This is a genomic window from Pseudoalteromonas sp. DL2-H2.2, assembly GCF_021532535.1.
GTDB classification, from domain to species: domain Bacteria; phylum Pseudomonadota; class Gammaproteobacteria; order Enterobacterales; family Alteromonadaceae; genus Pseudoalteromonas; species Pseudoalteromonas rubra_A.
In genome coordinates, this window is sequence record NZ_JAKGBD010000002.1 from 495,612 (window position 1) to 517,078 (window position 21,467).

The following is a 21,467-nucleotide window of genomic DNA, read 5'->3' on the forward strand; positions in this document are numbered from 1 at the left end:
AGTGCCGAGGTAAAACTATGTAACGCTTGTCAGTGCCCCAAAATAGCTTTAATCTAGTCGCTATTGTACGAAATTTCGCAGCTAAAACGGTGCCACGCAGTGACCTCCCCGTTCAGGGATCCTTCAAGGTACACAGCGCAACACAGATCACTGACAAAAAGGGCAAAAACTTGTTTACTTATTTCATGGGTTTAAGGCAGTAACACCATGGCAAAGCAACTCACATTATTGCTGGTGAATGCAGATCAACAGGAGCGCCAGCTGGTCGTCAAAACCTTGTCATCACTGAACGTGTTTCACATCGTTGAGCACAGTGACACGCAAACTGCGCTGGGTGTATTAAAACGCCAGGCTGTTGATTTGATCATTACCGGGCTTAATGTTGGCAAAATAGATGGCTGGCGATTCTCGCGTATGGTGCGCTCCGGGTTGCTAAAAACGCCTAAAAATACCCCGATTGTACTGACGCCTCCCACCTATTGTGAACGTATTGCCGAAACCACAGCACGCAGTTATAGCATAGACGCCGTATTGCCTTTGGAGCGTCAGGATGTACTGCCGCAGGTGCTGGCGAATGTGTTATCAACACACCTGGAAAAAAGCAGCCGCTTAAACCTGTTATTGCTTGAGCCGGACCAGGCCCGTGCCGATGAGATCTGTCAGCATTTATCCCTGAACTTTACCACCACACACGTCACCACCACCAATGGGGCGCTGTCGCAGTTTTTGCAAAGTGAGTTTGCCATTGTGCTGCTGGATGCGACGGCAACACACAGTGACGCCGGCAAAGAGCTGGTGGCCAACATTTTGCAACATAAACCAAGCCAGGCCATTGTAACCATTATAGATAACCGCGATGCGGATTATGCCGAACAGCTGCTGTTGCTGGGTGTGACTGACTTTGTTCGTGCTCCCTATGATCTGTCTTTATTGAGTAAAGTGTGTGACCACGCGGCACGCCGTGAAGACTTTATGGTCAGCTATGCCGAGTTTGCCGAAAAAGTTGAGCAACTGAGCCGCAGTGAACGACGCTACAAAGACCTGTTCTCGGCACACCAGCGCATTTTGCTGCACCTTAATACCGTTGTGATGGAGCTGGATACCGCCGGGGTGATCCGCTTTTTAAACCCCGCCTGGGAGCAACTGGTGGGGCACAAATTGAAAGCCAGCCTGCATACCAGTATGTTCGACTACGTGCTGGCAGAGCACCGTGACAAACTGGCATCGGTACTGACCAAAGTACAACAAGGCGAGCAGCAATCGGCGCTGCTCGAGCTGCAGGTGATGCAGAGTAACCAATGCCCACTCTGGGTTGAGTGCCGCTTTCAGCTGATTAAAAATGTCACCAGTACCGCCACTATTACGGCAACCATAGACAATATCCATGAGCGTAAGCAGGCAGAATTACAGCTGCGCCACCTGGCTTTACATGACACGCTGACAGGCCTGCATAACCGCTATTACTTCGATCAGCAACTGAACCTCTTCTGCGAACAGGCCAAGCATGATACACAGCTTGAACATGCGCTGATCTATATCGACCTGGATCACTTTAAGATCATCAATGACAGTAAAGGTCACCAGCAGGGTGACATTGTCCTCAAAGAAGTGGCGCAACTGTTTGGTGAACACATTGCCGATGAGCACCTGATCTTTCGCATCGGTGGCGATGAGTTTGCGATTTTACTGAAGCACACACCACTGCTGGATGCCCATATGCTGGCCGAAAGTGTCTGTAGTGCCATTGAACACCATCAATTTCATTCCGAGGAAGCCAGCTATACCATCAGCTGCTCCATTGGTTTAACACAGATCACCCATCAGAACAGCGACCCCAGTGAGTGCCTGAAGCAGGCCGACATCGCCCTGTATATTGCCAAAAACCTCGGCCGCAATCTGGTGCACTGTTACAGCAAAGAAGATGCCCAGAACAGTACCCTGCAAACCGGGCTGGAATGGGGACACAATGTCCGCCAGGCACTACAGAATAACCATATTGAGTTGCACTATCAGCCTATCTGGGACTTTAAACGTAACCAGGTGGCCTATTTCGAAGCCCTGCTGCGGCTGCGTGTTGACGACAACCTGGTTTATCCCAATCAATTTATTCCGGCACTGGAATTACTCAATGATACCTACCTGATGGACCAGTGTGTGATCCGCGAATGTATTCGCGCTATTGCCTGCCACCGCGAGCTGCACCAGGTCTCTATTAACCTGTCGGCCCAGTCATTTCTGGACGAGCGTTTGCTGCCGCATATTCAATCCTGTCTGGCGGAGTTTCAGGTCGCGGCCAGTGCAATCATTTTTGAGATCACTGAGTCGGCCAGTATCAACAACCTCAGCGCCACACAGGCGATGATTGCCAAACTCAATGAACTCGGCTGCCACTTCTCTATTGATGATTTCGGCACTGGATTCAGTACCTTCAGCTACTTAAAACAGCTGCCAGCTCAACATGTTAAGATTGACGGCTCGTTTGTACGCGATATGCTCAATGACCCCATAGATCTGGCACTGGTAAAAGCCGTGAATGACATCAGCCACTCGCTGGATAAGCGCTCTGTGGCTGAATATGTGGAGAGCAAAGAGATCTTTGATGCACTCAAAGAGATAGGCATTGATTACGGTCAGGGCTACTATATTTCGCGCCCATTACCGGTTGAACAGCTCGGCGCTATGCTGAAAACTATTTTGTCTGAGAAAACAGCCTGCTAGTATTTTTGTACAAAATTCGACTAAAAATTAGCTGCCTGTTGGGTAATTCTCATCTATAATTAAGCTTACATTTTGACGTGTCACTTTAAATACATGAAACACAGGTATTTACAAGACATTCAATGGATTTGGACACGTCTGGCTATGGAAATGGAGGAATTGCAATGGTACAGCTGTCTATCATATTGTTGCTTATATACGTTGTTATCGCCGTACAATGTTACCGAAGCGCAAGCCACAAAGGCTACCCTAAACTGTTTTTTACCTTACTTGGCTTAGTGCCTTACTTTAATCTGGTGGTGTGGGTTTACCTGCTCTTTTTACCTGATCTGAAATCAGGCCGCCAGCTGGGGTCACTGGAATCTTAAGCCAGATTGCGTTAGTTAAAGTTCTCTAACACACTGACATAAAGGGCGTTCGCCCTTTATGGTTTTATTGTGTCACGCCTTTGCTGTCGTTACAGTGGTGGGCAACAAACTCACCCGCTTTATCGCTAAATAGGCGGAAATCCCGGATCCGGCCTGTGGTTTTACGCCATAACAGACCTATCTCACGATATGCATCAGGTTGCGGCGCGGTGGCGACCATTGGTTTGCCATCAAGGATACCGGCGTTCAGTGCCATCTGAGGCAAGAAAGTCACCCCGTTTTGGTATTCCACCATGCTGAGCAAGGTATGCAGGTTAGCGGCCTCAAAGGGGTTAATACAGGCACTGCGGTTAAGGTGGCAAGCACTGAGGGCATGATCTGTCATGCAGTGTTCCCGCTCCAGCAAAAACACGCTTTGCTCCGGTAGCACATTAAAGTCATCCAGCTGCTCGGGTACCTGATACTCCTGATGGCGGACCAAGGAAAAATGATCCCGGGCAATCACCTGAGTGTGGAACTTTTCGGTTCTGTAGGGCAACGCTAGCATGCCCATATCAATATGGCCCTGCTCCAGCTTATCGAGCAAACGATCACTGGTGTCCTCTACCAGCACCAGTTGCAGCTCAGGAAAAGCGTCTTTGCAAAATCTATATAGGGGCGCCGCAATAAAGCTGGCAATGGTCGGAATGATCCCCAGCACCAGTTTGCCCGACAATGGATGCTTAAAGCTCTTGGTCAGCTCTACCACGCTAATGGTGTCGCCAATAATGCGTTTGGCACGCTCCACCACTTCTTCGCCCACATCTGTGAACATTAAACTGCGGTTTTCACGCTCTATCAGTTGGCATCCCAGCGTTTCTTCGAGGTTCTGAATCGCACTGCTCAGCGTTGACTGGCCAATAAAACAAGCTTCCGCAGCGCGGCCAAAATGCTGGTGCTGGTGCACCGCAATTAAATACTGTAACTGTTTAATGCTTGGTAAGTTATTCACTTTTTATACCCACAAATAAAAAGACCCCAACACCAAAGGCATTGAGATCTTTTCAAGCTAAAAGTCTGTCCTTTCTGTTAAACGCCGAACGCGCTTCTCAGAATGTAGAATATAACAATAGCAAGGGCAGCGCCAACTGGCAATGTGATCACCCACGAAACCACAATGTTTCTGATCACACCCATGTTCAGCGCAGCAATACCGCGTGCCATACCGACACCCAATACCGCACCTACTAACGTTTGTGTGGTTGAGATTGGCAAACCCGTACCTGATGCAATAACAACCGTAGACGCGGCTGCAAGCTCAGCAGCAAAACCACGGCTAGGTGTCAGGTGAGTAATGCCTTCACCAATAGTCTTGATTACTTTTTTACCCAGCACAGCCAGGCCGACGACGATACCTAAACCACCCAGTGGCAAGATCCACCACGCCAGCGCCGCTTTCTTGGCAATTTCACCATTGTGTTCAACAATGTTCACAACCGCAGCCAGAGGACCAATCGCGTTAGCCACGTCGTTCGAACCGTGTGCGAACGCCATACAACAAGCTGTCAGTACCATCAGAATCGCAAACACTTTCTCAACGTTATTGAAGTGCATTTGCTTGTCTGCATTCGGGTCTATCTTCAGGCGGTTGATGGCCATTTTACCGATAAAGCCAACCAGCACAGCAATACCGATAGCCAGCGCATACCCTTCAAAAGTGCCCAGGTTAACACCAATGTGCTTCAGGCCTTTCTTAATGGTTACCAAAGACATCACAAAACCTGCCAGGCCCATGTATACCGGGACGAAACGCTTGGCGTTTTCCAGTGGCTTGTCGGTGTCAAAGATCAGCTTTTGCGCACTCATAAAGATAAGGTATGCGATAAAGCCCGAAATCGCCGGGGTCACAATCCAGCTACCAACGATACCGGCAACCTTACCCCACTGGATGGCTTCGCTGCCCACGGCAACCAGCGCAAAACCAATGATGGCACCAATGATGGAGTGCGTTGTAGAGACCGGCCAGCCTAACATGGAGGCCAGTAATAACCAGGTGCCCGCGGCAAACAGAGCCGAGATCATCCCCAGCACCATTAGCTCCGGAATGTCCATAAACGGCGTGGCATCAATGATCCCTTTACGGATCGTCGAGGTTACCTCACCACCGGCCAGGTAAGCACCGGCAAATTCAAAAATCATCGCGATGATGATCGCCTGTTTGATGGTCAGCGCTTTTGAGCCAACCGATGTACCCATCGCATTGGCTACGTCGTTCGCGCCAATGCCATAGGCCATAAAGAAACCAACTGCGGCCGCAATAATAATCAATAGCGTGCCATAGGATGCAATGATATCCATTGTAAAACCTTTAATTCTTAACTAATTGTGTGAAGGCAGATGGTGTGCGCTTAGCGCGCCAGCATCAGCTCCAGTCGTGAGCCTACGCGCTCCGCAATGTCAGCCAACTCACCAACCCACTCAATGATCTTGTATAAGAACATCACATCAATCGGGTTAAGTTCACTTTCAATGTTGTGTAAACCTTTACGAATACGGATCTGCATCTCATCGGTGTCTTCCTCGATGGCATCCAGTTCAACGAGCATTTTTTCAACCAGAGCAACTTCGCGACCACGGAAACCAGTTTCCAGTAGTTCGTCGAATTCGTTAATGGCTTCTGAGGCTTGTTTGGTCGCATCAACACAGCGTGTCAGATACGCCAAAAAATCGGCTTGAATTGATTCAGGGATCTCCAGGTCACGACCAATTACGCGTCCCGCGATGTCTTTGGCTTTATTGGCGATCTTATCTTGGTGGGTAATGAGTTCCAGTAAGTCGGTACGTTCTACTGGCATAAACAGACCACGTGGCAAGTGCAGGCGCACTTCACGTTTTAGTGTATCTGCTTCTCTTTCCAGGTTACGGATCTGCACACGAAGCGCGTCGGCCTCGGTCCACTCCCCTTTGAAGGCATGATTAAAGAACGGGATCAAGGTTTCACTGGCTTGATGGACGATCTTTATGTGCTCTTCAATTGGCTTAATAGGAGACTTTGCGAATACTCCTAAAAATGCATTACTAGGCATAACTGACCCTTAAATCATATTAATATGCATGTGCAGGGCGCAATTTTACAGCATTAAGCCAGATTGTGAACGCTTTTTCGTGTGAAGTTCTTATTAACGGCACCCAGAGGGCACCGTTATTTGTTACAGATCACAGTGACTTTTCGATATCTTCCTGAGAAATATGGCGAATATCTTTGCCATTAACGAAATAAATCACATATTCTGCAATATTCTGACAGCGGTCACCGATGCGCTCCAGCGAGCGAACCGACCAGATCAGGTCCATAATCTTAGGAATAGAACGGGGGTCTTCCATCATATAGGTCATGATCTGACGCGTCAGCGCTTCATATTCACGGTCAACTTTGGCATCTTCTTTGTGCACTTCAAATGCACGCTGGGCGTCCATTCGGGCAAACGCATCCAGCACATCGTGTAGCATCTGAGAAACCAGGCGACCCATGTTTTCAACATTAACCAGTAAGTCTTGTTGGTCTTTGGTAAAAGAATCTAGCGCTACTTTGGCAATGCGTTCCGCTTCATCACCAATGCGCTCCAGGTCGGCAATGGTTTTGGCAATGGCCACAACCAGGCGTAAGTCACTGGCTGCCGGCTGACGCTTAGCAATAATGCGGGTACATTCTTCGTCAATGCTCACTTCCATAGCATTAACCTGATAGTCGTTCTCGCTGACTTTGCGGGCCTTGTTTTCATCACAATGGCTCACGGCATCCAGCGCCAGATTTAACTGTTGTTCAACCAGTCCGCCCATACTCAAAACATGGTTGCGAACGTTTTCCAGCTCTTCGTTAAAGCGGCCAGAGATATGCTTATTAATATTATGTTCCATAGTCAGTTCCTAATTTGTTTCAACACGGCATAGGCGCCTCCTTGTGGAGGCGCTGGCTCAGCGCTTTGCTGAGCCCGGTGAATTAACCATAACGACCGGTAATATAGTCTTCGGTTTTCTTCTTGGTCGGTGTTGTAAACAGAGTATTAGTATCTGAATATTCGATCAGCTCACCCATGTACATAAAGGCTGTCTGATCGGATACCCGCGCCGCCTGCTGCATGTTGTGGGTTACGATCACCACGGTGTACTTTTCTTTCAGGTCGTTGATCAGCTCTTCAATAACCAAAGTCGAGATGGGGTCCAATGCCGAGGTTGGCTCATCCAGCAGCAATACCTCTGGCTCAATCGCAATTGAACGTGCAATAACCAGACGCTGCTGCTGACCACCCGACAGACCAAATGCACTGTCGTGCAAGCGGTCTTTCACTTCATCCCATAAAGCAGCACCGCGCAGTGAGCGCTCAACCACTTCATCCAGCTTACGTTTGTCTTTTACACCTTGTAAGCGTAGACCGTAAACCACATTCTCGTAAATAGACTTAGGGAATGGGTTTGGACGCTGGAATACCATGCCAACATTACGACGCAGAGCCGCTACATCAACACTTTTATCATAAATGTTGGTACCGTTGAGGTTGATCTCACCTTCAATACGACAGGTATCTACCAGGTCATTCATGCGGTTGATACAACGCAATAGCGTTGATTTACCACAACCAGACGGGCCGATAAACGCCGTTACCTGACCACGTGGGATCAACATGTTGATGTTGCTCAGAGCCTGCTTATCACCATAGTAAAGGTCAAGGTTTTTGATCTCTAACGCGGTTAGTTCCGGGCTCAAGTTTTCCAGATCCAACTTCTTGCTGGTATCTGCATTATTTACCTGTGGCGCTACTGTAATCATAAATGTTTACCTATTTAAATACTTTACTATTAGTGCTCTAAAGCTCTGAATTTTTCACGTAGGTGGTTACGGATCCCAATTGCAGTGATGTTCAGTGCAATGATCACGGTCACCAGTAAGAAGGCGGTCGCATAAACCAAAGGACGTGCCGCTTCTACGTTCGGGCTCTGGAAGCCCACATCATAAATATGGAAACCCAGGTGCATAAACTTCCGGTCAAGGTGAATATACGGGAAGTTACCATCCAGCGGCAAGGTCGGTGCCATTTTCACCACACCCACCAGCATCAGCGGTGCTACCTCACCCGCAGCGCGGGCAACCGCCAGGATCAGACCGGTCATAATTGCCGGGCTGGCCATAGGAATAATAATACGCCATAAGGTCTCCGCTTTGGTCGCGCCCAGTGCCAGTGAACCATGGCGCACTGTGCTTGGGATACGTGACAGGCCTTCTTCAGTCGACACAATGACCACTGGCAGCGTCAGGATTGCCAGCGTCAGTGCAGACCAGATCACGCCGGGCGTACCAAATACCGGGCTTGGCGACGCTTCTGGGTAAAACAACGCATCGATAGAGCCACCCAGCATATAGACGAAGAAGCCTAGGCCGAATACGCCGTATACGATAGACGGAACACCCGCCAGGTTGATCACCGCGATGCGGATCATCTTAGTCACCGCATTTTTAGCCGCGTACTCGTGCAGGTAAATCGCAGCAACCACACCAAATGGCGTCACAATCACCGCCATCAGCATAACCATAAACACAGTACCAAAGATGGCCGGGAATACCCCGCCCTCGGTATTGGCTTCACGCGGATCATCGCTAATGAATTTACCAATCTGCGACGTATAATGGCCCACTTTTGCAAAGAAGCCCATGTCGTTCGGAAACCAGAAATCTAAGACCTGGTATAAAGGCAGCGTCACTTCTTCACCGCGCATGTCACGCACAACGACTTCGTCGCGTTTGGCACCATTACGCAGTTCAAACAGCGTTTTCTCTAGCACTTTGTATTCTTCACGCAGCGCAGCACGCTGTGCTTCCAGGTCTGCGATAATTTCAGGCGTCAATTCATTATCCAGCTGATAAGCACGCTCTTTAAGACGCAAGCGCTCCAGCTCATAGTTAATGTGGCCAATCTCACCGTTTTGCAGATCCAACGCTTCTTCGTTCAGGTCTACGGCACGCTCAACCATCTCTTCCAGCGCTTCTAGCGGATTGTCTGTCACCACCTGACCGTCGCGGATAACACGCTCAACGTAACCGTAAAAGTTACCGTTTTTAGTCCGCTCAAACACCGCTATTTGCGCAGGTTTGGACTGGCTCTGGATATCCGTGGATAAAATCCAGCGGAAATCCAGTTCAACGTACTCACGGTTACCGGTTTTTACCAGCAAGCGTTCAATGTACTCGCCGGGATAATTAGAAAAATCCAGGCCTGTCGCTTCCAGTCGCGATTTAGGCACCAGCTCACGGTCGTAGATTTCACCAATCACGGTTTGTTTTTGCACAGACCCCTGCAGGTGCATTTCCACCACTTCGGAAGGCCAGAAAAAGCTCAGACCTTTCCACGCGATCATTGCAAGCAGACCCAGTACTGAGATCAAACTGATGCTGACCGCACCGCCTGTCATCCAGATCCACGGAGATCCTGACTTAAACCACTGTCTTACCATGTCATCTCACTCCAGTTACATTGAGCTGTATTTTTCACGTAGCTGCTGACGTACAAACTCAGCCATCGTGTTAAATACGAAAGTAAAAATAAACAATACAAAGGCCGCAAGGAACAGGATCCGATAATGCGAGCTGCCCACTTCAGATTCTGGCATTTCTACCGCGATGTTCGCCGCCAAGGTACGCATCCCCTGGAAGATACTCCAGTCCATAATCGGTGTATTACCCGTCGCCATCAGTACAATCATGGTTTCACCCACGGCACGACCGAGGCCCATCATTACCGCCGAGAAAATACCCGGGCTGGCAGTCAGTAGCACAACGCGCACCAGTGTTTGCCATTGTGTTGCACCCAGTGCCAGCGACCCGTTTGACAGGTGCTTAGGTACGCTGAATACCGCGTCTTCGGCAATCGAGAAAATCGTTGGGATAACCGCAAAGCCCATCGCAATACCGACCACCAGAGAGTTACGCTGGTCAAAGGTCAGGCCCAGTTCGTTAGTCAGATACTGACGTACGTTACCGCCGAACATCCACCCTTCAATCACATCACTCATGGCAAATGACACCCAGCCAACAAGCAGGACAACCGGGATCAACAAGATTGAATGCCAGCCGTCCGGGATCAGGTGACGAATGGCTTTAGGAAGCTTAGTCCAGCCCAGCGCCGTACCCAGAATGGCCAATGGCAGCAATAGCAGTAAAGCGACAATCGCTGGTAAGTGGCTTTCGATCAGCGGCGCTAACCACAGACCTGCCAGGAAACCCAAAATAACGGTAGGCAGTGCTTCCATGATTTCAACCGTTGGCTTCACCACACGACGTAATTCGCTCGACATAAAGTAAGCAGTATAAATCGCCGCAGACAGGGCAATCGGAACCGCAAACAGCATGGCATAGAACGCCGCCTTAATCGTACCGAACGAAATCGGCACTAATGAGAATTTAGACTCGAAGTCATCACTGGCAGACGTGGACTGCCAGGTATATGCTGGCTCCGGGTAACCTTCATACCAAACTTCCTGCCACAATGCCGACCAGGTTACTTCCGGGTGCTCATTGTGGATTTCAAACACACTCACCTGATTGCCGGTTAGCAATAGCGCTGCATTGGCACGCGGTGAAATCGCGAAGGCATCAATGGCCTGCTCTGCCACTTTACCGCGCCACAACTCGGCTTCACTGGTGGTGTAGTAAACACCCAGCTCACCTTGTTCTGTGGTGGTAAAGAAAGTACGACGATAAAATTCACTGTGCACTGTCAGTTGCTTACTCTTATCGCTGTCAAAAGCACGAATTTTGGCAAACTCACGGCCATCGTCCGTGTTCACTTCAAACCACTGCGACACTTCGCCATTGTCGTTTGCCAGCATTAGCGAGTTAGCACCTGCCAGCAACGCCATGCTGACCAGGTTGGCATTTTCTTCGTTGGCTGCCAATAACTGGAATTGCGTGACTTCGTCCGCAAAGCGGGTGTCAAAGATATAAATCTGATTTGCAGAACGTACAAAAGTACGTGTTGTGTCTGGTGAAATAAGCAGGTCGTCAATGCGACCTTCAATAGGTAACTCAGTGCGCGTTACCTGCCATTCCATTTCACCCGAGAACATATTTTCTTCGGCCGCAAACGATGCGAAGATCACACGCTTGTCGGCAGTCAGTGCAACCACTGCGGTTTTGTCTTCGTAGTGACTGAAGGCAAACTTTTTCAGTGCCTGGCGCTGTTCATCAACCAACAACTGCTGGCCATCCAGCGGATAACCCAGACGTGGCTTCATCACACGCTGATTACCCGGAAAAGTCACCACAAAATTGGGCTTAAGGATTTGCACCTCACCATTATCAAGGCCGTACGCGTACTGACCTAAAAATGGTGCGCTTTTCGCGAAGCTGGTGATCTGGCCATCAAGCTGTGTTTGCAAAGTGCTCAGCAGCGCGCCCGTGTTGTCGCCTTTTACCTGATAAAAATCAACCTGACCGGTGTTGTCCAGCAGATACGCAATCTCTGTTTGCTCTTCTACACCCAGCGCGAAATAGCGCTTCTCGGCAGACAATGCAATATCAACCCGTTTTTCGACCTTAGCGGACTCAAAAATAGGCTGTACAACATAAAGCAAATAGAAGAATATCAATAGCAAAGCGACCAATACCATTACCCCACCTGAGGTAATGCCAAATTGGGCAAAGCGGTCCTTTAAGAGACGGCTTCTATCCGTTTTAAAGGATGGTTTTTGCGGATTGGAAGTCATCAAAATACCCTTTCATAATCAAACTGCGGCGCATTATATTTCATCAAGATGACAGTTGTGTTACACCTCAATCCAAGTCTGCCCGCTTTGTGGAATTGGCCTTCATTAATTACGCTCATCACTTGTTTTTTCATGCTGAATTCTGATCCTCAGAGAGTATGTTAGTTCCCAACTTTACACCACCGTTCTCAGATTGCCCGACAAAAAACGCGTTCAATCCCCATGAATACAAGGTGTTGAGAACAACCATATAGCTGGGTAAACGCAAAATATCACTCTGTTCAAGGAACTTAACACCCTGAGTAAGGCCCAAATTACAGTCACTGATAGGATTTTTGCACTTTTTTACATTGTATCCATTATCGGAAGTAGACAAATAAGTTTCATTTACTAGGCTTATAGAGCGATTATTCGCTTTCATTCAGGGCTTAGATACCGAGCCACCAATAATAAGAGACATGTGATATGAAGCAGTTAGTACTAACACTTATAGGCAAGGACCAACCAGGTCTCGTAGAGCGAGTTTCCTCAACCATTCTTAACCACCACGGCAACTGGCTAACCAGTAATCTGAGTCATCTTGCCGGACAATTTGCGGGGATAGTGCAGGTAGAGGTGGCAGAGGAACACTTACAAGAGCTGCAAGACGCCGTACTGAGTATCCCGGAGCTTGAAGTGCGCATTGCCAATGGCGAGCAAACCGAAAGCACAGAGCCAGAAACATTAAACCTGGTGATTACGGGCAATGACAGGCCAGGCATTGTACAGGAGCTGGCAGCCGTGATCCGCCACAAGGGTGCCAACATTACCCACTTAAACTCGAAACAACAGAGTGCACCCAACTGGGGTGTGCCGATATTTAGTGCATTTGCTACCGTTAGCCTGCCTGCGGGCATGATAAAAGACAACGTTGTCGAAGCACTTGAGTCTATCACCAGCGATCTGATAGTGGATGTCGAACAACCCTGATCGCTATCCGGTAAGGTCCTCACACCACCTTACCGGCATTTCATTGTTATGTTTTCTGCATACCGACACTTTGACATCAAACAAGGCAGATCAAGGAGACTGGTCTATACTTTGTAGATAATTTGGTGACATGACAGCGTATGTCATATAAGTGTCACAATGCAGACATATTCTACCCGCAGCTTTAATTACCATGGAAAGAAAGATGCAAGCATTATCTAACGATCCCATTACCATCAGCTATTTTGCCAAAGAGCTGAGCTGGCTGTCCTTTAACGAGCGTGTCCTTCAGGAAGCCAAAGACAAAAGCAACCCCATTATTGAGCGGATCCGATTCTTAGGCATATTTTCCAATAATTTAGATGAATTTTTCCGGGTCCGTGTTGCCGACGTAAAACGTCGTATTTTGTTAAGCAACCTGCCCGAAACCGACTTCGACGAAGACGAAGCCCTGCTCAATCAAATCAACAAAAAGGTACTGGAGCTGGGTAAGAAGTTCTCGCACATTTATGATCAGATCCTGCTGGACTTGAATGAACACAACATCCATATTCAAAAGCCCGCTGAGCTGTCTGATTTTCACCAGCAATGGCTGGCTAAGTATTTTCAGGATCAGGTGCTACAGCACATGTGTCCTATTTTGCTCAGCGAAAGCAAAGACTACTCAGATCACATCAACGATGCCCTGACCTACCTGTTTGTAGAAATGCGCGGCGACAAGCAACATCACGCATTACTTGAGTTGCCAACAGATCGCCTTGAGCGTTTTATTGTGCTGCCACCGGAAAAAACCCGGCGCCACAAAACCATTGTGATGCTGGATGAAGTGGTGCGTTTTTACCTGCACGAGGTATTCAGAAACTTCCTCAGCTTTGACAACATTGAAGGGTATGAAATCAAGCTAACCCGGGATGCCGAGTACAACCTGGATGACGAAATTGAAGAAGGTCTGCTGGATAAAATGTCAAAGGGCCTTAAACAGCGTTTATATGCAGAGCCAGTGCGACTGACTTACGACGAGGCGATGCCAGAAGAAATTCTCAAAGTCATGAAAAAGCGCCTTGGCGTCACCAATCAGGATGCCTTGATCCCCGGTGGTCCTTATCGTAACTTCCGCGATTTTATTGGCTTTCCGAATGTCGGCCGTGGTTATCTTGAAAACAAACCCCTGCCACCACTACAAAGCGAGGCGTTCAACGCCTATCCCAGCATTTTCAGGGCTATTTCTAAGCAAGACATCCTGCTTTATTACCCTTACCACACCTTCAACCATATGCTGGAATATGTGCGACAGGCGGCGTTTGACCCCAGAGTCACTCAGATCAAGGTCAATATTTATCGCGTCGCATCACGCTCCCGGTTAATGGCCTCACTGATCAATGCGGCTAAAAATGGCAAGAAAGTCACCGTAATGGTCGAGCTTAAGGCGCGTTTTGATGAGCAAAACAACATTGAGTGGGCCAAAATGCTCAGCGACTATGGCATCAAGGTGATGGTCGGGATCCCGGCGCTGAAAGTGCACAGCAAGTTGTGTGTGGTGCACCGCAGGGAAAAAGGCCAAATTGTGAAGTACGCCCACATTGGCACCGGTAACTTCCATGAAAAAACCGCCCGAATTTATACCGATTTCAGTTTATTCACTAAGCACCCAGAGATCTGTGACGAGTGTGACGATGTATTCAAATTCATTGAGAGCAGCTACAGGCCATTTAACTTTAAACACCTGATGATTTCGCCAATTAATGCGCGAGAAAAAATCCTCGCGCTGATCGATCAGGAAAGTAAAAATGCCCAGGCAGGCAAAACGGCTAAGATCACCGTCAAGGTCAACAACCTGGTAGACAAAGAGCTGATCGACGCCTTATATAATGCCTCGATGGCGGGTGTGAAAATTCGCATGATCATCCGTGGGATGTGTGCTTTGGTGCCGGGCCTGCAACGCTTCAGTGAAAACATCAAAGTAATCAGCATCGTTGACCGCTTTTTAGAGCACCCCAGGGTCATGGTATTTGAAAACGATGGCGATCCTCAGGTCTATATCTCCTCTGCGGACTGGATGACCCGTAACCTGGATCACCGGGTTGAAGTCGGCACGCCGATTTACGATGCCTCACTCAAACAATTGATCATTGATATTCTTGAGCTGCAATTCAAAGACCGTTCAAAAGCACGGATCATTGACAGTGAACAGAAGAATCTCTATGTTCGTCGCGGTAATAAAAAGAAGATCCGCTCCCAGATAGCCATCTATGACCATCTGAAAAAGTGGGAAAACAATCAAACCAATACATAAGGGCAGCTCTATGACCACATACCCTTCCATCGCGGCCGTTGATTTAGGCTCAAACAGTTTTCATCTAGTCGTCGCGCGGGAGGTCGATGGTCGTCTGCAATTATTGCACAAAGAAAAGCAGCGGGTGTTTCTGGCCGCCGGTCTGGACGAACAGTTCAACCTCAGTGAAGAGGCCATAGAACGTGCGCTGCATGTGCTGCAACAATTTGCAGCTACGTTGCAAGACTTCGATAAGCACAGCGTACAGGTTGTGGCCACCTATACGCTGCGCAATTGTCGTAACATTCGCTATTTCCTGGCCAAGGCCAAAAAGGTGTTTCCGTTTAAAATTAACGTGATTTCCGGGCAGGAAGAAGCGCGGCTTATCTATCAGGGCGTGGCAAATCATATTCACAGCGACGATAACCGCCTGGTGATCGACATTGGCGGTGGCAGCACTGAGCTGATCATTGGTAAACACCTGGACCACAAATTACTGACCAGCCGCAATATCGGCTGTGTTACCCTCAGTAACAGCCACTTTAAAGACCTGAAAATCACCGCGAAGCGTTTTACCAAAGCCGAAATTAAGGCCGAGCAAAACATCGAGGCCATCTCCGCCAGCTATCGTAAAGCCGGCTGGCAAACCTGTATCGGCACATCGGGCACCATTAAAACCCTATGTGCCATTGCCCAGGAGTTATTTAACCAGGATACCTTAACGCTTGCAGTGCTGGAGCAAATAAGGCAACGCCTGATTGACGCCGACTCACTCGATGCGCTCAATCTCAAAGCGCTGCCCGAAGAGCGGTATGCCAGTATTGCGGGCGGTCTGGCCATTCTGATCGGGGTATTCAGACAGCTGAATATCGACGAGCTGAGTTATTGTGACAACTCATTGCGCGAGGGCCTGCTGCAGGAAATGGCGCAGAATGACGAGTTTGATATCCGTGCCCGCACCATCAGTGCGGTGGGCGATCATTATGCCGTTGATAAACAGCATGCTGAGCATATCTGTAATACGCTGGATCAGATGTATGACATGGTCCGCGAGCACTGGGCACTCACTGAAGTCGACCTGCAAATGCTGCGCTGGGCCGCGCGATTGCACGAAGTGGGACTGGCCATTAATTCTTCCGGGATCCATAAGCACAGTGCCTACATAGTGCTGAATGCCCAGTTGCCGGGGTTTACCCAGGAGCAGCAACAACTGCTGGGCACCTTGATCCGCTTTCATCGCAAAAAAATCAAACGTGCAGAGTTGTCGGCCTTAGTGGAAGCCGATCTATCCCATTTTGCCCGCCTGCTGACCTTGTTGCGGCTGGCCATTCTGGTGCATCAGAAACGACAAATCGATCAGGTGGCTAAATTCACGATAGAAGCGCTGGATAACAGCCTGCTGCTAACGTTTGAGCCCGACTGGCTGACGCAGCACTCCCTGTTTGTAGCCGACCTACAGCAAGAACAGGCATACTGGAAAACCCTGAACATGACGCTGATGTTCCCGGCAATGAATTAATACCCATGTCAGTTAAAACTTGTTCGACTTGCAGAGGATAAAATTGACGCTAACGGTGTTAAAAACTTCTCCGCTGGAAAATTAAGCACTCAGGCCCGTGAGCGGGCCTAGGCGACATCTTCTTTCACAACAGCGTAAATTTCATCGGCATAGACCCGACTGTCCAGTGCCCATGAGAACAGCAACTCGATGCTGGATGCCGGACGAATGGCGTTGAGGATAAGTTCCGCTTCCGCAATATTATTGCGCTCAACTTCTATCGCCAGGCGCAAGGCCCCGCCTATCAGCCCTTTATAGCTTAACAGCGCGCTGCTGAGATCCGGGTCGAGTGAAAACTCATCGACAATAACGGATAGTTCTACATCCAGTACAGCATCCAGAACCGACATCAGGCCAATCAGATAACCCTGCTGCGCCATTTCATCGCCACCGGGAAGCAGAAACTGTTCTAAAAACTTGGCCCGAGCCAGGCCGAGCTTGGTCAGCTCGCTGGGTTTGTCTGCGCCCAGTTCACTTAACGCCAGTACTTTAACAAACTGGCGGATCGCATCTTCGCCAAGATAGACCACCGCCTGAGCGATGGAGCGGATCTCGATTTTGTCTTCACCCGCTTTAGCATTGGCCAGTTTAAGCACCCGCGCCGTCAGGCTCAGATCTTTGGCGATCCTTTGCTGAATTTCTTTAAAACACAAAGACTGTTTTGCGGTGCAACGCAGTAAGTCCAGTACCACCAGTTTCGATGGCTCGACATTGCCGTGGTTCAGCATTTCTGGCACTGCAAAGAAAAAGCCCTGGAAGTAATCCGCCCCGGCACTTTTGATAAAGCTATAGTGCTCCATGGTTTCAATCCGTTCCACGATGACTTTGGTTTCGGGAAAGCGGCGTTTGAGCTTTTTCAGCATCATGGTGGTTTTGATAACAGGGTCGAGCACTTCTATTTTGATGTAATCCATCAGTGGCAGCAGCACTTCCCAGCGCTCATCGCCGTCGTAGTCATCCAATGCAAAGCGATATCCCAGCTTTTTTAACTTGGTGACTGTGGCAACCAGCTCAGGTAGGTTTGTTGAACGCTCAACAATTTCGATTACTAGCCCCTGAGGCCGAAGTAATTTAGGCAGCTCCTGCAGTAAAGTTTCATCTGACAGATTAATAAAGGCGGGCGCCCCCGCCGCAAGCCGTTCTACGCCAATAAAGAGCAGAGAATTAAAAAACAGCCTGCCCGTTGCCTGGCCGTCGCTGACCCCAGTAGGAAAGGCGTTATTGTGTGAGTCCCGATACAACAATTCATAGGCAGCCACGCTCTGTTCACGATTGAATATGGCCTGGCGCGCTATATATTGCACCGCGTCTTTTTTTGACTTGGCAATATGACCGCTCATTAACATCCTTAACTCTTGTACTCTAAAGGCTTCCGTTGTCCCAGCATATGAAAACTCACGCCCTTGAGCAATCTATTTCCTCACCCAAAGGTGACAACATAGTGCGCACAAGGAGGTTGCCGGAACAGCCACTCTTTTACTAATATAGGTCTTATGAGTTTTACACTTATTTCGCCTTTTTGCATCCTGCTTTTTATCACTTCGTGGCTTTTACTTAGCCAGGATGCTGTCGCATCGGCGCTTAAGCAGAGCAAACATACATCAGGCAGCCGCCATGCGGTGACCCTAAAATACAGCATCAGCGGTTCAGGCACTTTCTATCCCTACTTCACTAACGACCCACAGCATCCGGGGATACTGCCCGACCTCGTGGCAAAAATTTTGTCACAATCGGATTTACAGGGCGAAAACATCGTATTGCCGGCAAAACGCACTAACCGCTATCTGGCTTCAGGAAAAATTGATTTCGACCTTATCAGTCCAGCCTGGCTTAAGGCGGCGCAGCGCAGTGATCCGCGCTTTGTTTTTTCAGAGGCTATCCTGCAAATCCGCGAGTATGTGGTGACTCGCACACCCACCGAGCCACTCAGTGATTTGTCGGGTCTGACTGTAGGGACGGTCAGGGGCTATTATTACCATGACGATGACAACTTTACCCGCGTTGACTTTGAATCGGAGCGCGCCTTGTTACAGGCGCTAAATAAAGGCCGGGTGGATAGAATAATCATTGGCGATCTGCCCGCCCGGTACTGGTCGGAGCAAGATAAGGTGACGCTGCACTTTAACCAGCAGCACTCACACGGCACTTTGCATATTCGCCTGCGTGCAGAACATGCTCACCTGCTGTCTGAGCTCAACCAGGCTATCGAAGCGCTGCGGGGATCAGGGCAAATCGCACAGGTAGAAGCCTATTATCTGGCGCACTCATTCGGTCAGTAGACACCAACCGAGTAACATACGTTACTCTGCGACCAGCTGCTCACTGCGGAAAAAGCCCGTCTCTGACGACAGCTGCTGCGCCAGCTCAGGGAGCACTTCGTCCATCGTGGCCTTAAGCGTCCAGGGTGGATTTATCACTATCATGCCAGATGCGGTCATACCGCGTTCGTCGGTGTCGGCTTCGGTTGCCAGTTCGAATAACTGAATATTGCGCACACCCGACTCTAGCAAAGCCTGCTCCATCTGATCGATCCGCGCTCTGTCCACGACCGGATACCAGATCATATAAGTGCCCGATGCAAACCGTTTACATGCCTTGATAATTGAGCGTACCGCAACGTCGTAATCGGATTTGATTTCGTACGGTGGGTCCATCAGCACACAGGCACGTCGGGATTGAGGAGGCACCAGGCCCATCAAACCTTTAAAGCCATCTTCTCCTTTGACGCGCAAAGAGCGCTTATGCGCGGTGTTTTTTTCCAGCAGCTTAAGGTCCTGCGGGTGAAGCTCAAAGAACCAGCCCTTGTCCTGCTTACGCAAAAACTGCTCAGCCACTTTTGGCGAGCCCGGATAATAGGCCAGTGCGTCACGGTTCAAGGATTTAACCAGCTCAACATAGTCGCGGATAGCGGCTACCTCACCAGTATACGACCACAGTTTTGCAATCCCCTGCAGATACTCCTGGGTTTTTTGCGCATCTTTGGCCGCCAGTTCAAACAATCCGGCGCCGGAGTGAGTATCAATATAATCAAAGGGCTTGTCTTTGCGTGTCATGTATTCCAGCACTTGTGCCAGCACCAGATGTTTAATGACATCGGCAGGGTTACCTGCATGAAATGAATGTCGATAACTGAGCATGATCCGTTCCTAGTTTAGGTGGGCTTTGTCCATTACACAGGCGCCTAAAGGAGCATTTTTGCCTTTGTGGCTGAACCATAAATGAACAAAATCGTTAGTATTCGTCATTATCGCTCAAAACGAGACAAAAATCAGCATAACATGCCCTAATCACTAGCTTTGCAGCGCACTTTGCTTTACATTTGCATGCCTAATCACAGTGATAATGAGCGCATTTAATATGAAAGAAATTCTCCCTCAACTCGAGCAACTGATTGATCAACTTATTGCACAAAACAATACACTGACCGAGCAGGTAAACACCCTCAAAGAACAAAATAGTAAACTCATTGACGAAAATGAGACATTGCAGCTGGAAGTGCTGGAAAGTGAAGAAAAGCAAAAAGAAACCAGCTCAACACTGAGTGGACTGCTGCAAAAACTACAGAGCGCTAGTCAGGCAGGCTAATGTCAGAATCGCCCGAACAGGTAACCGTCACCCTGCTGGGAAAAAGCCACCAGTTTTCCTGCACGCCAGGACAACAACAAGCGCTGATTGACGCCGTCGACCTGCTCAATGGTCGGGTCGACGAAATGCGTCAACGCGACACCGTGCGCAGCGATCACAGTGCCCTGTTACTCGCTGCTTTGCACCTGTGTCATGAGTTGCTGGCACTGCAAAGTGACACCCAACACGCTCAGCACACCTTGCAGCAACTCACCCAACGTATCAGTACACAAATAGAGAGCAAATAGGTGTTGCGCCTGCTCTCTGTTTTCATGTTATTGCTGGCACTGACGCCGCCAGCCCTGGCCGCCAGTTGGCATACCGCTTCACCCGAAATAACACTCATTTCTCCCGCGCCAAAAGCTCGCAATATTTTGCCAAATATGGCCCTCATTCAGGGCAGTCGCTGTAGTGCCTTGATTGACAGCCACGGCGATTTTGTGGCGCTGGAGCAAGTGATCAACCAACTCAAAGCGCGCCTTAAGACGCCGCTGTGCCACCTTATTGCGACCTCCAGCTCAGCCCACCAGCTAACCGGACTGGCGCTGCTGAAACAGGCCTTTCCCGATGCCAAGCTACACCTGCCCACAGCGCCACAGCTGAATGAGCAAGCGATGCGTGCGGCACTCGACAACCAGCTTAGTAATTTTGCGAAAAGCATTGAGCTCAGTGAGCAAAGGCTGAGCAAGCTTCGTGCCGAGCAGCAAGGTTCCTGGCAAACCCGTATCACACTGGCCAAGCAACGCCTGGCGCGCTGGCAAACGCTGCACAGTGTTGCACTGAACAAGCAAACCAAGCCTGCAACACAGCTGGAACTGGGAGGCTTATCCCTCCAGCTAATCCAGTTTAGTGGTCAAAGCGGGTATGACTTGGGTGTATTCAGTGCACAGCACGGTGCCTTGTTTGCAGGGCACAGCGCTGACTTACTGCCCTACGTGCGCCATACAACCTGGCAACACAGCTTACAGTTGCTCCAGGGCACGCCCGCACTCGATTGGGTAATGCCCGCTTTTGGTAAACCGTATAAAGCCGCGCAATTAACCCTGCCAATCACTTTTATGGCGCTAGTTCAAGAGCAATTTAAAACAGCCGATCCGCTGATGCCGCGCAGTATTATCGCGCTGTATCAAGGCCAGTCATATACCCACAGGCAGTTGACCCAGCATTTTGATCAGGCCATCAAAGTCCTCAGCCACAAGAAGACTTTGAATAAATAATCGTC

Annotated in this window: 18 protein-coding genes; 9 read left to right on the top strand and 9 right to left on the bottom strand. The window is 49.2% G+C overall.

Annotated elements, in window-relative coordinates:
• The first annotated feature begins 207 nt into the window (after positions 1 to 207).
• Both L1285_RS04900 and L1285_RS04905 read left to right on the top strand, forming a co-directional pair.
• The gene (locus L1285_RS04900; protein ID WP_235411195.1) at positions 208 to 2,718 is read left to right on the top strand and encodes a GGDEF/EAL domain-containing response regulator; all 2,511 of its coding nucleotides are present in this window, start codon (positions 208 to 210) and stop codon (positions 2,716 to 2,718) included.
• 164 nt (positions 2,719 to 2,882) lie between these two features.
• A complete protein-coding gene (locus tag L1285_RS04905; RefSeq protein WP_125716738.1) occupies positions 2,883 to 3,086 on the top strand; it encodes a hypothetical protein in 204 nt (67 codons plus the stop codon).
• Between the two features lie 64 nt (positions 3,087 to 3,150).
• Here the strand turns inward: L1285_RS04905 and L1285_RS04910 are convergent, their stop codons facing one another.
• The 7 genes from L1285_RS04910 to L1285_RS04940 form a co-directional block, all read right to left on the bottom strand.
• Positions 3,151 to 4,077 (bottom strand): hydrogen peroxide-inducible genes activator, encoded by a 927-nt coding sequence (locus L1285_RS04910; RefSeq protein ID WP_046005434.1) that lies wholly within the window; start codon positions 4,075 to 4,077, stop codon positions 3,151 to 3,153.
• Between the two features lie 77 nt (positions 4,078 to 4,154).
• Positions 4,155 to 5,423 (bottom strand): inorganic phosphate transporter, encoded by a 1,269-nt coding sequence (locus L1285_RS04915; RefSeq protein WP_125716740.1) that lies wholly within the window; start codon positions 5,421 to 5,423, stop codon positions 4,155 to 4,157.
• A gap of 50 nt (positions 5,424 to 5,473) precedes the next feature.
• Positions 5,474 to 6,151: a TIGR00153 family protein gene (locus tag L1285_RS04920; RefSeq protein ID WP_235411196.1), complete on the bottom strand. Its 678-nt coding sequence runs from the start codon at positions 6,149 to 6,151 to the stop codon at positions 5,474 to 5,476.
• Between the two features lie 130 nt (positions 6,152 to 6,281).
• A complete protein-coding gene (gene phoU, locus L1285_RS04925) occupies positions 6,282 to 6,983 on the bottom strand; it encodes a phosphate signaling complex protein PhoU (protein ID WP_235411197.1) in 702 nt (233 codons plus the stop codon).
• 82 nt (positions 6,984 to 7,065) lie between these two features.
• On the bottom strand, positions 7,066 to 7,893 hold the full coding sequence (gene pstB, locus L1285_RS04930) for a phosphate ABC transporter ATP-binding protein PstB (protein ID WP_010383287.1): 828 nt from the start codon (positions 7,891 to 7,893) through the stop codon (positions 7,066 to 7,068).
• Between the two features lie 29 nt (positions 7,894 to 7,922).
• Entirely contained in the window at positions 7,923 to 9,572 is a 1,650-nt protein-coding gene (pstA, locus tag L1285_RS04935; RefSeq protein WP_235411198.1) for a phosphate ABC transporter permease PstA, read from the bottom strand.
• A 15-nt stretch (positions 9,573 to 9,587) separates the two neighbouring features.
• Positions 9,588 to 11,822, bottom strand: coding sequence for an ABC transporter permease subunit (locus L1285_RS04940; protein WP_235411199.1), 2,235 nt, complete (start codon positions 11,820 to 11,822; stop codon positions 9,588 to 9,590).
• Between the two features lie 465 nt (positions 11,823 to 12,287).
• On the opposite strand from L1285_RS04940, the gene L1285_RS04945 reads away from it, so the two are divergent.
• From L1285_RS04945 to L1285_RS04955, 3 genes are all read left to right on the top strand, one after another.
• Complete coding sequence (locus L1285_RS04945) at positions 12,288 to 12,791, top strand: glycine cleavage system protein R (RefSeq protein WP_046005428.1); 504 nt, start codon at positions 12,288 to 12,290, stop codon at positions 12,789 to 12,791.
• A gap of 205 nt (positions 12,792 to 12,996) precedes the next feature.
• Positions 12,997 to 15,084 (top strand): polyphosphate kinase 1, encoded by a 2,088-nt coding sequence (gene ppk1 / locus L1285_RS04950; RefSeq protein ID WP_235411200.1) that lies wholly within the window; start codon positions 12,997 to 12,999, stop codon positions 15,082 to 15,084.
• A 10-nt stretch (positions 15,085 to 15,094) separates the two neighbouring features.
• The gene (locus L1285_RS04955) at positions 15,095 to 16,582 is read left to right on the top strand and encodes a Ppx/GppA phosphatase family protein (RefSeq protein WP_235411201.1); all 1,488 of its coding nucleotides are present in this window, start codon (positions 15,095 to 15,097) and stop codon (positions 16,580 to 16,582) included.
• Positions 16,583 to 16,689: 107 nt separating this feature from the next.
• Here the strand turns inward: L1285_RS04955 and L1285_RS04960 are convergent, their stop codons facing one another.
• The gene (locus L1285_RS04960; RefSeq protein WP_235411202.1) at positions 16,690 to 17,967 is read right to left on the bottom strand and encodes an EAL and HDOD domain-containing protein; all 1,278 of its coding nucleotides are present in this window, start codon (positions 17,965 to 17,967) and stop codon (positions 16,690 to 16,692) included.
• Between the two features lie 147 nt (positions 17,968 to 18,114).
• Here L1285_RS04960 and L1285_RS04965 point away from each other — a divergent pair, with 147 nt between their 5' ends.
• Entirely contained in the window at positions 18,115 to 18,900 is a 786-nt protein-coding gene (locus tag L1285_RS04965) for a substrate-binding periplasmic protein (RefSeq protein ID WP_235411203.1), read from the top strand.
• Positions 18,901 to 18,921: 21 nt separating this feature from the next.
• Here L1285_RS04965 and L1285_RS04970 read toward each other — a convergent pair whose 3' ends face one another.
• Positions 18,922 to 19,758, bottom strand: a complete 837-nt coding sequence (locus tag L1285_RS04970) for a 23S rRNA (adenine(2030)-N(6))-methyltransferase RlmJ (RefSeq protein WP_235411204.1) — start codon at positions 19,756 to 19,758, stop codon at positions 18,922 to 18,924.
• Between the two features lie 220 nt (positions 19,759 to 19,978).
• On the opposite strand from L1285_RS04970, the gene L1285_RS04975 reads away from it, so the two are divergent.
• The 3 genes from L1285_RS04975 to L1285_RS04985 are packed head-to-tail and all read left to right on the top strand — an operon-like array spanning position 19,979 to position 21,462.
• The gene (locus L1285_RS04975) at positions 19,979 to 20,206 is read left to right on the top strand and encodes a cell division protein ZapB (protein ID WP_235411205.1); all 228 of its coding nucleotides are present in this window, start codon (positions 19,979 to 19,981) and stop codon (positions 20,204 to 20,206) included.
• Positions 20,206 to 20,493, top strand: a complete 288-nt coding sequence (locus L1285_RS04980; RefSeq protein ID WP_046005421.1) for a cell division protein ZapA — start codon at positions 20,206 to 20,208, stop codon at positions 20,491 to 20,493. The genes L1285_RS04975 and L1285_RS04980 overlap by 1 nt, the downstream gene beginning before the upstream one ends.
• On the top strand, positions 20,494 to 21,462 hold the full coding sequence (locus tag L1285_RS04985) for a hypothetical protein (protein ID WP_235411206.1): 969 nt from the start codon (positions 20,494 to 20,496) through the stop codon (positions 21,460 to 21,462).
• Positions 21,463 to 21,467: the final 5 nt, after the last annotated feature.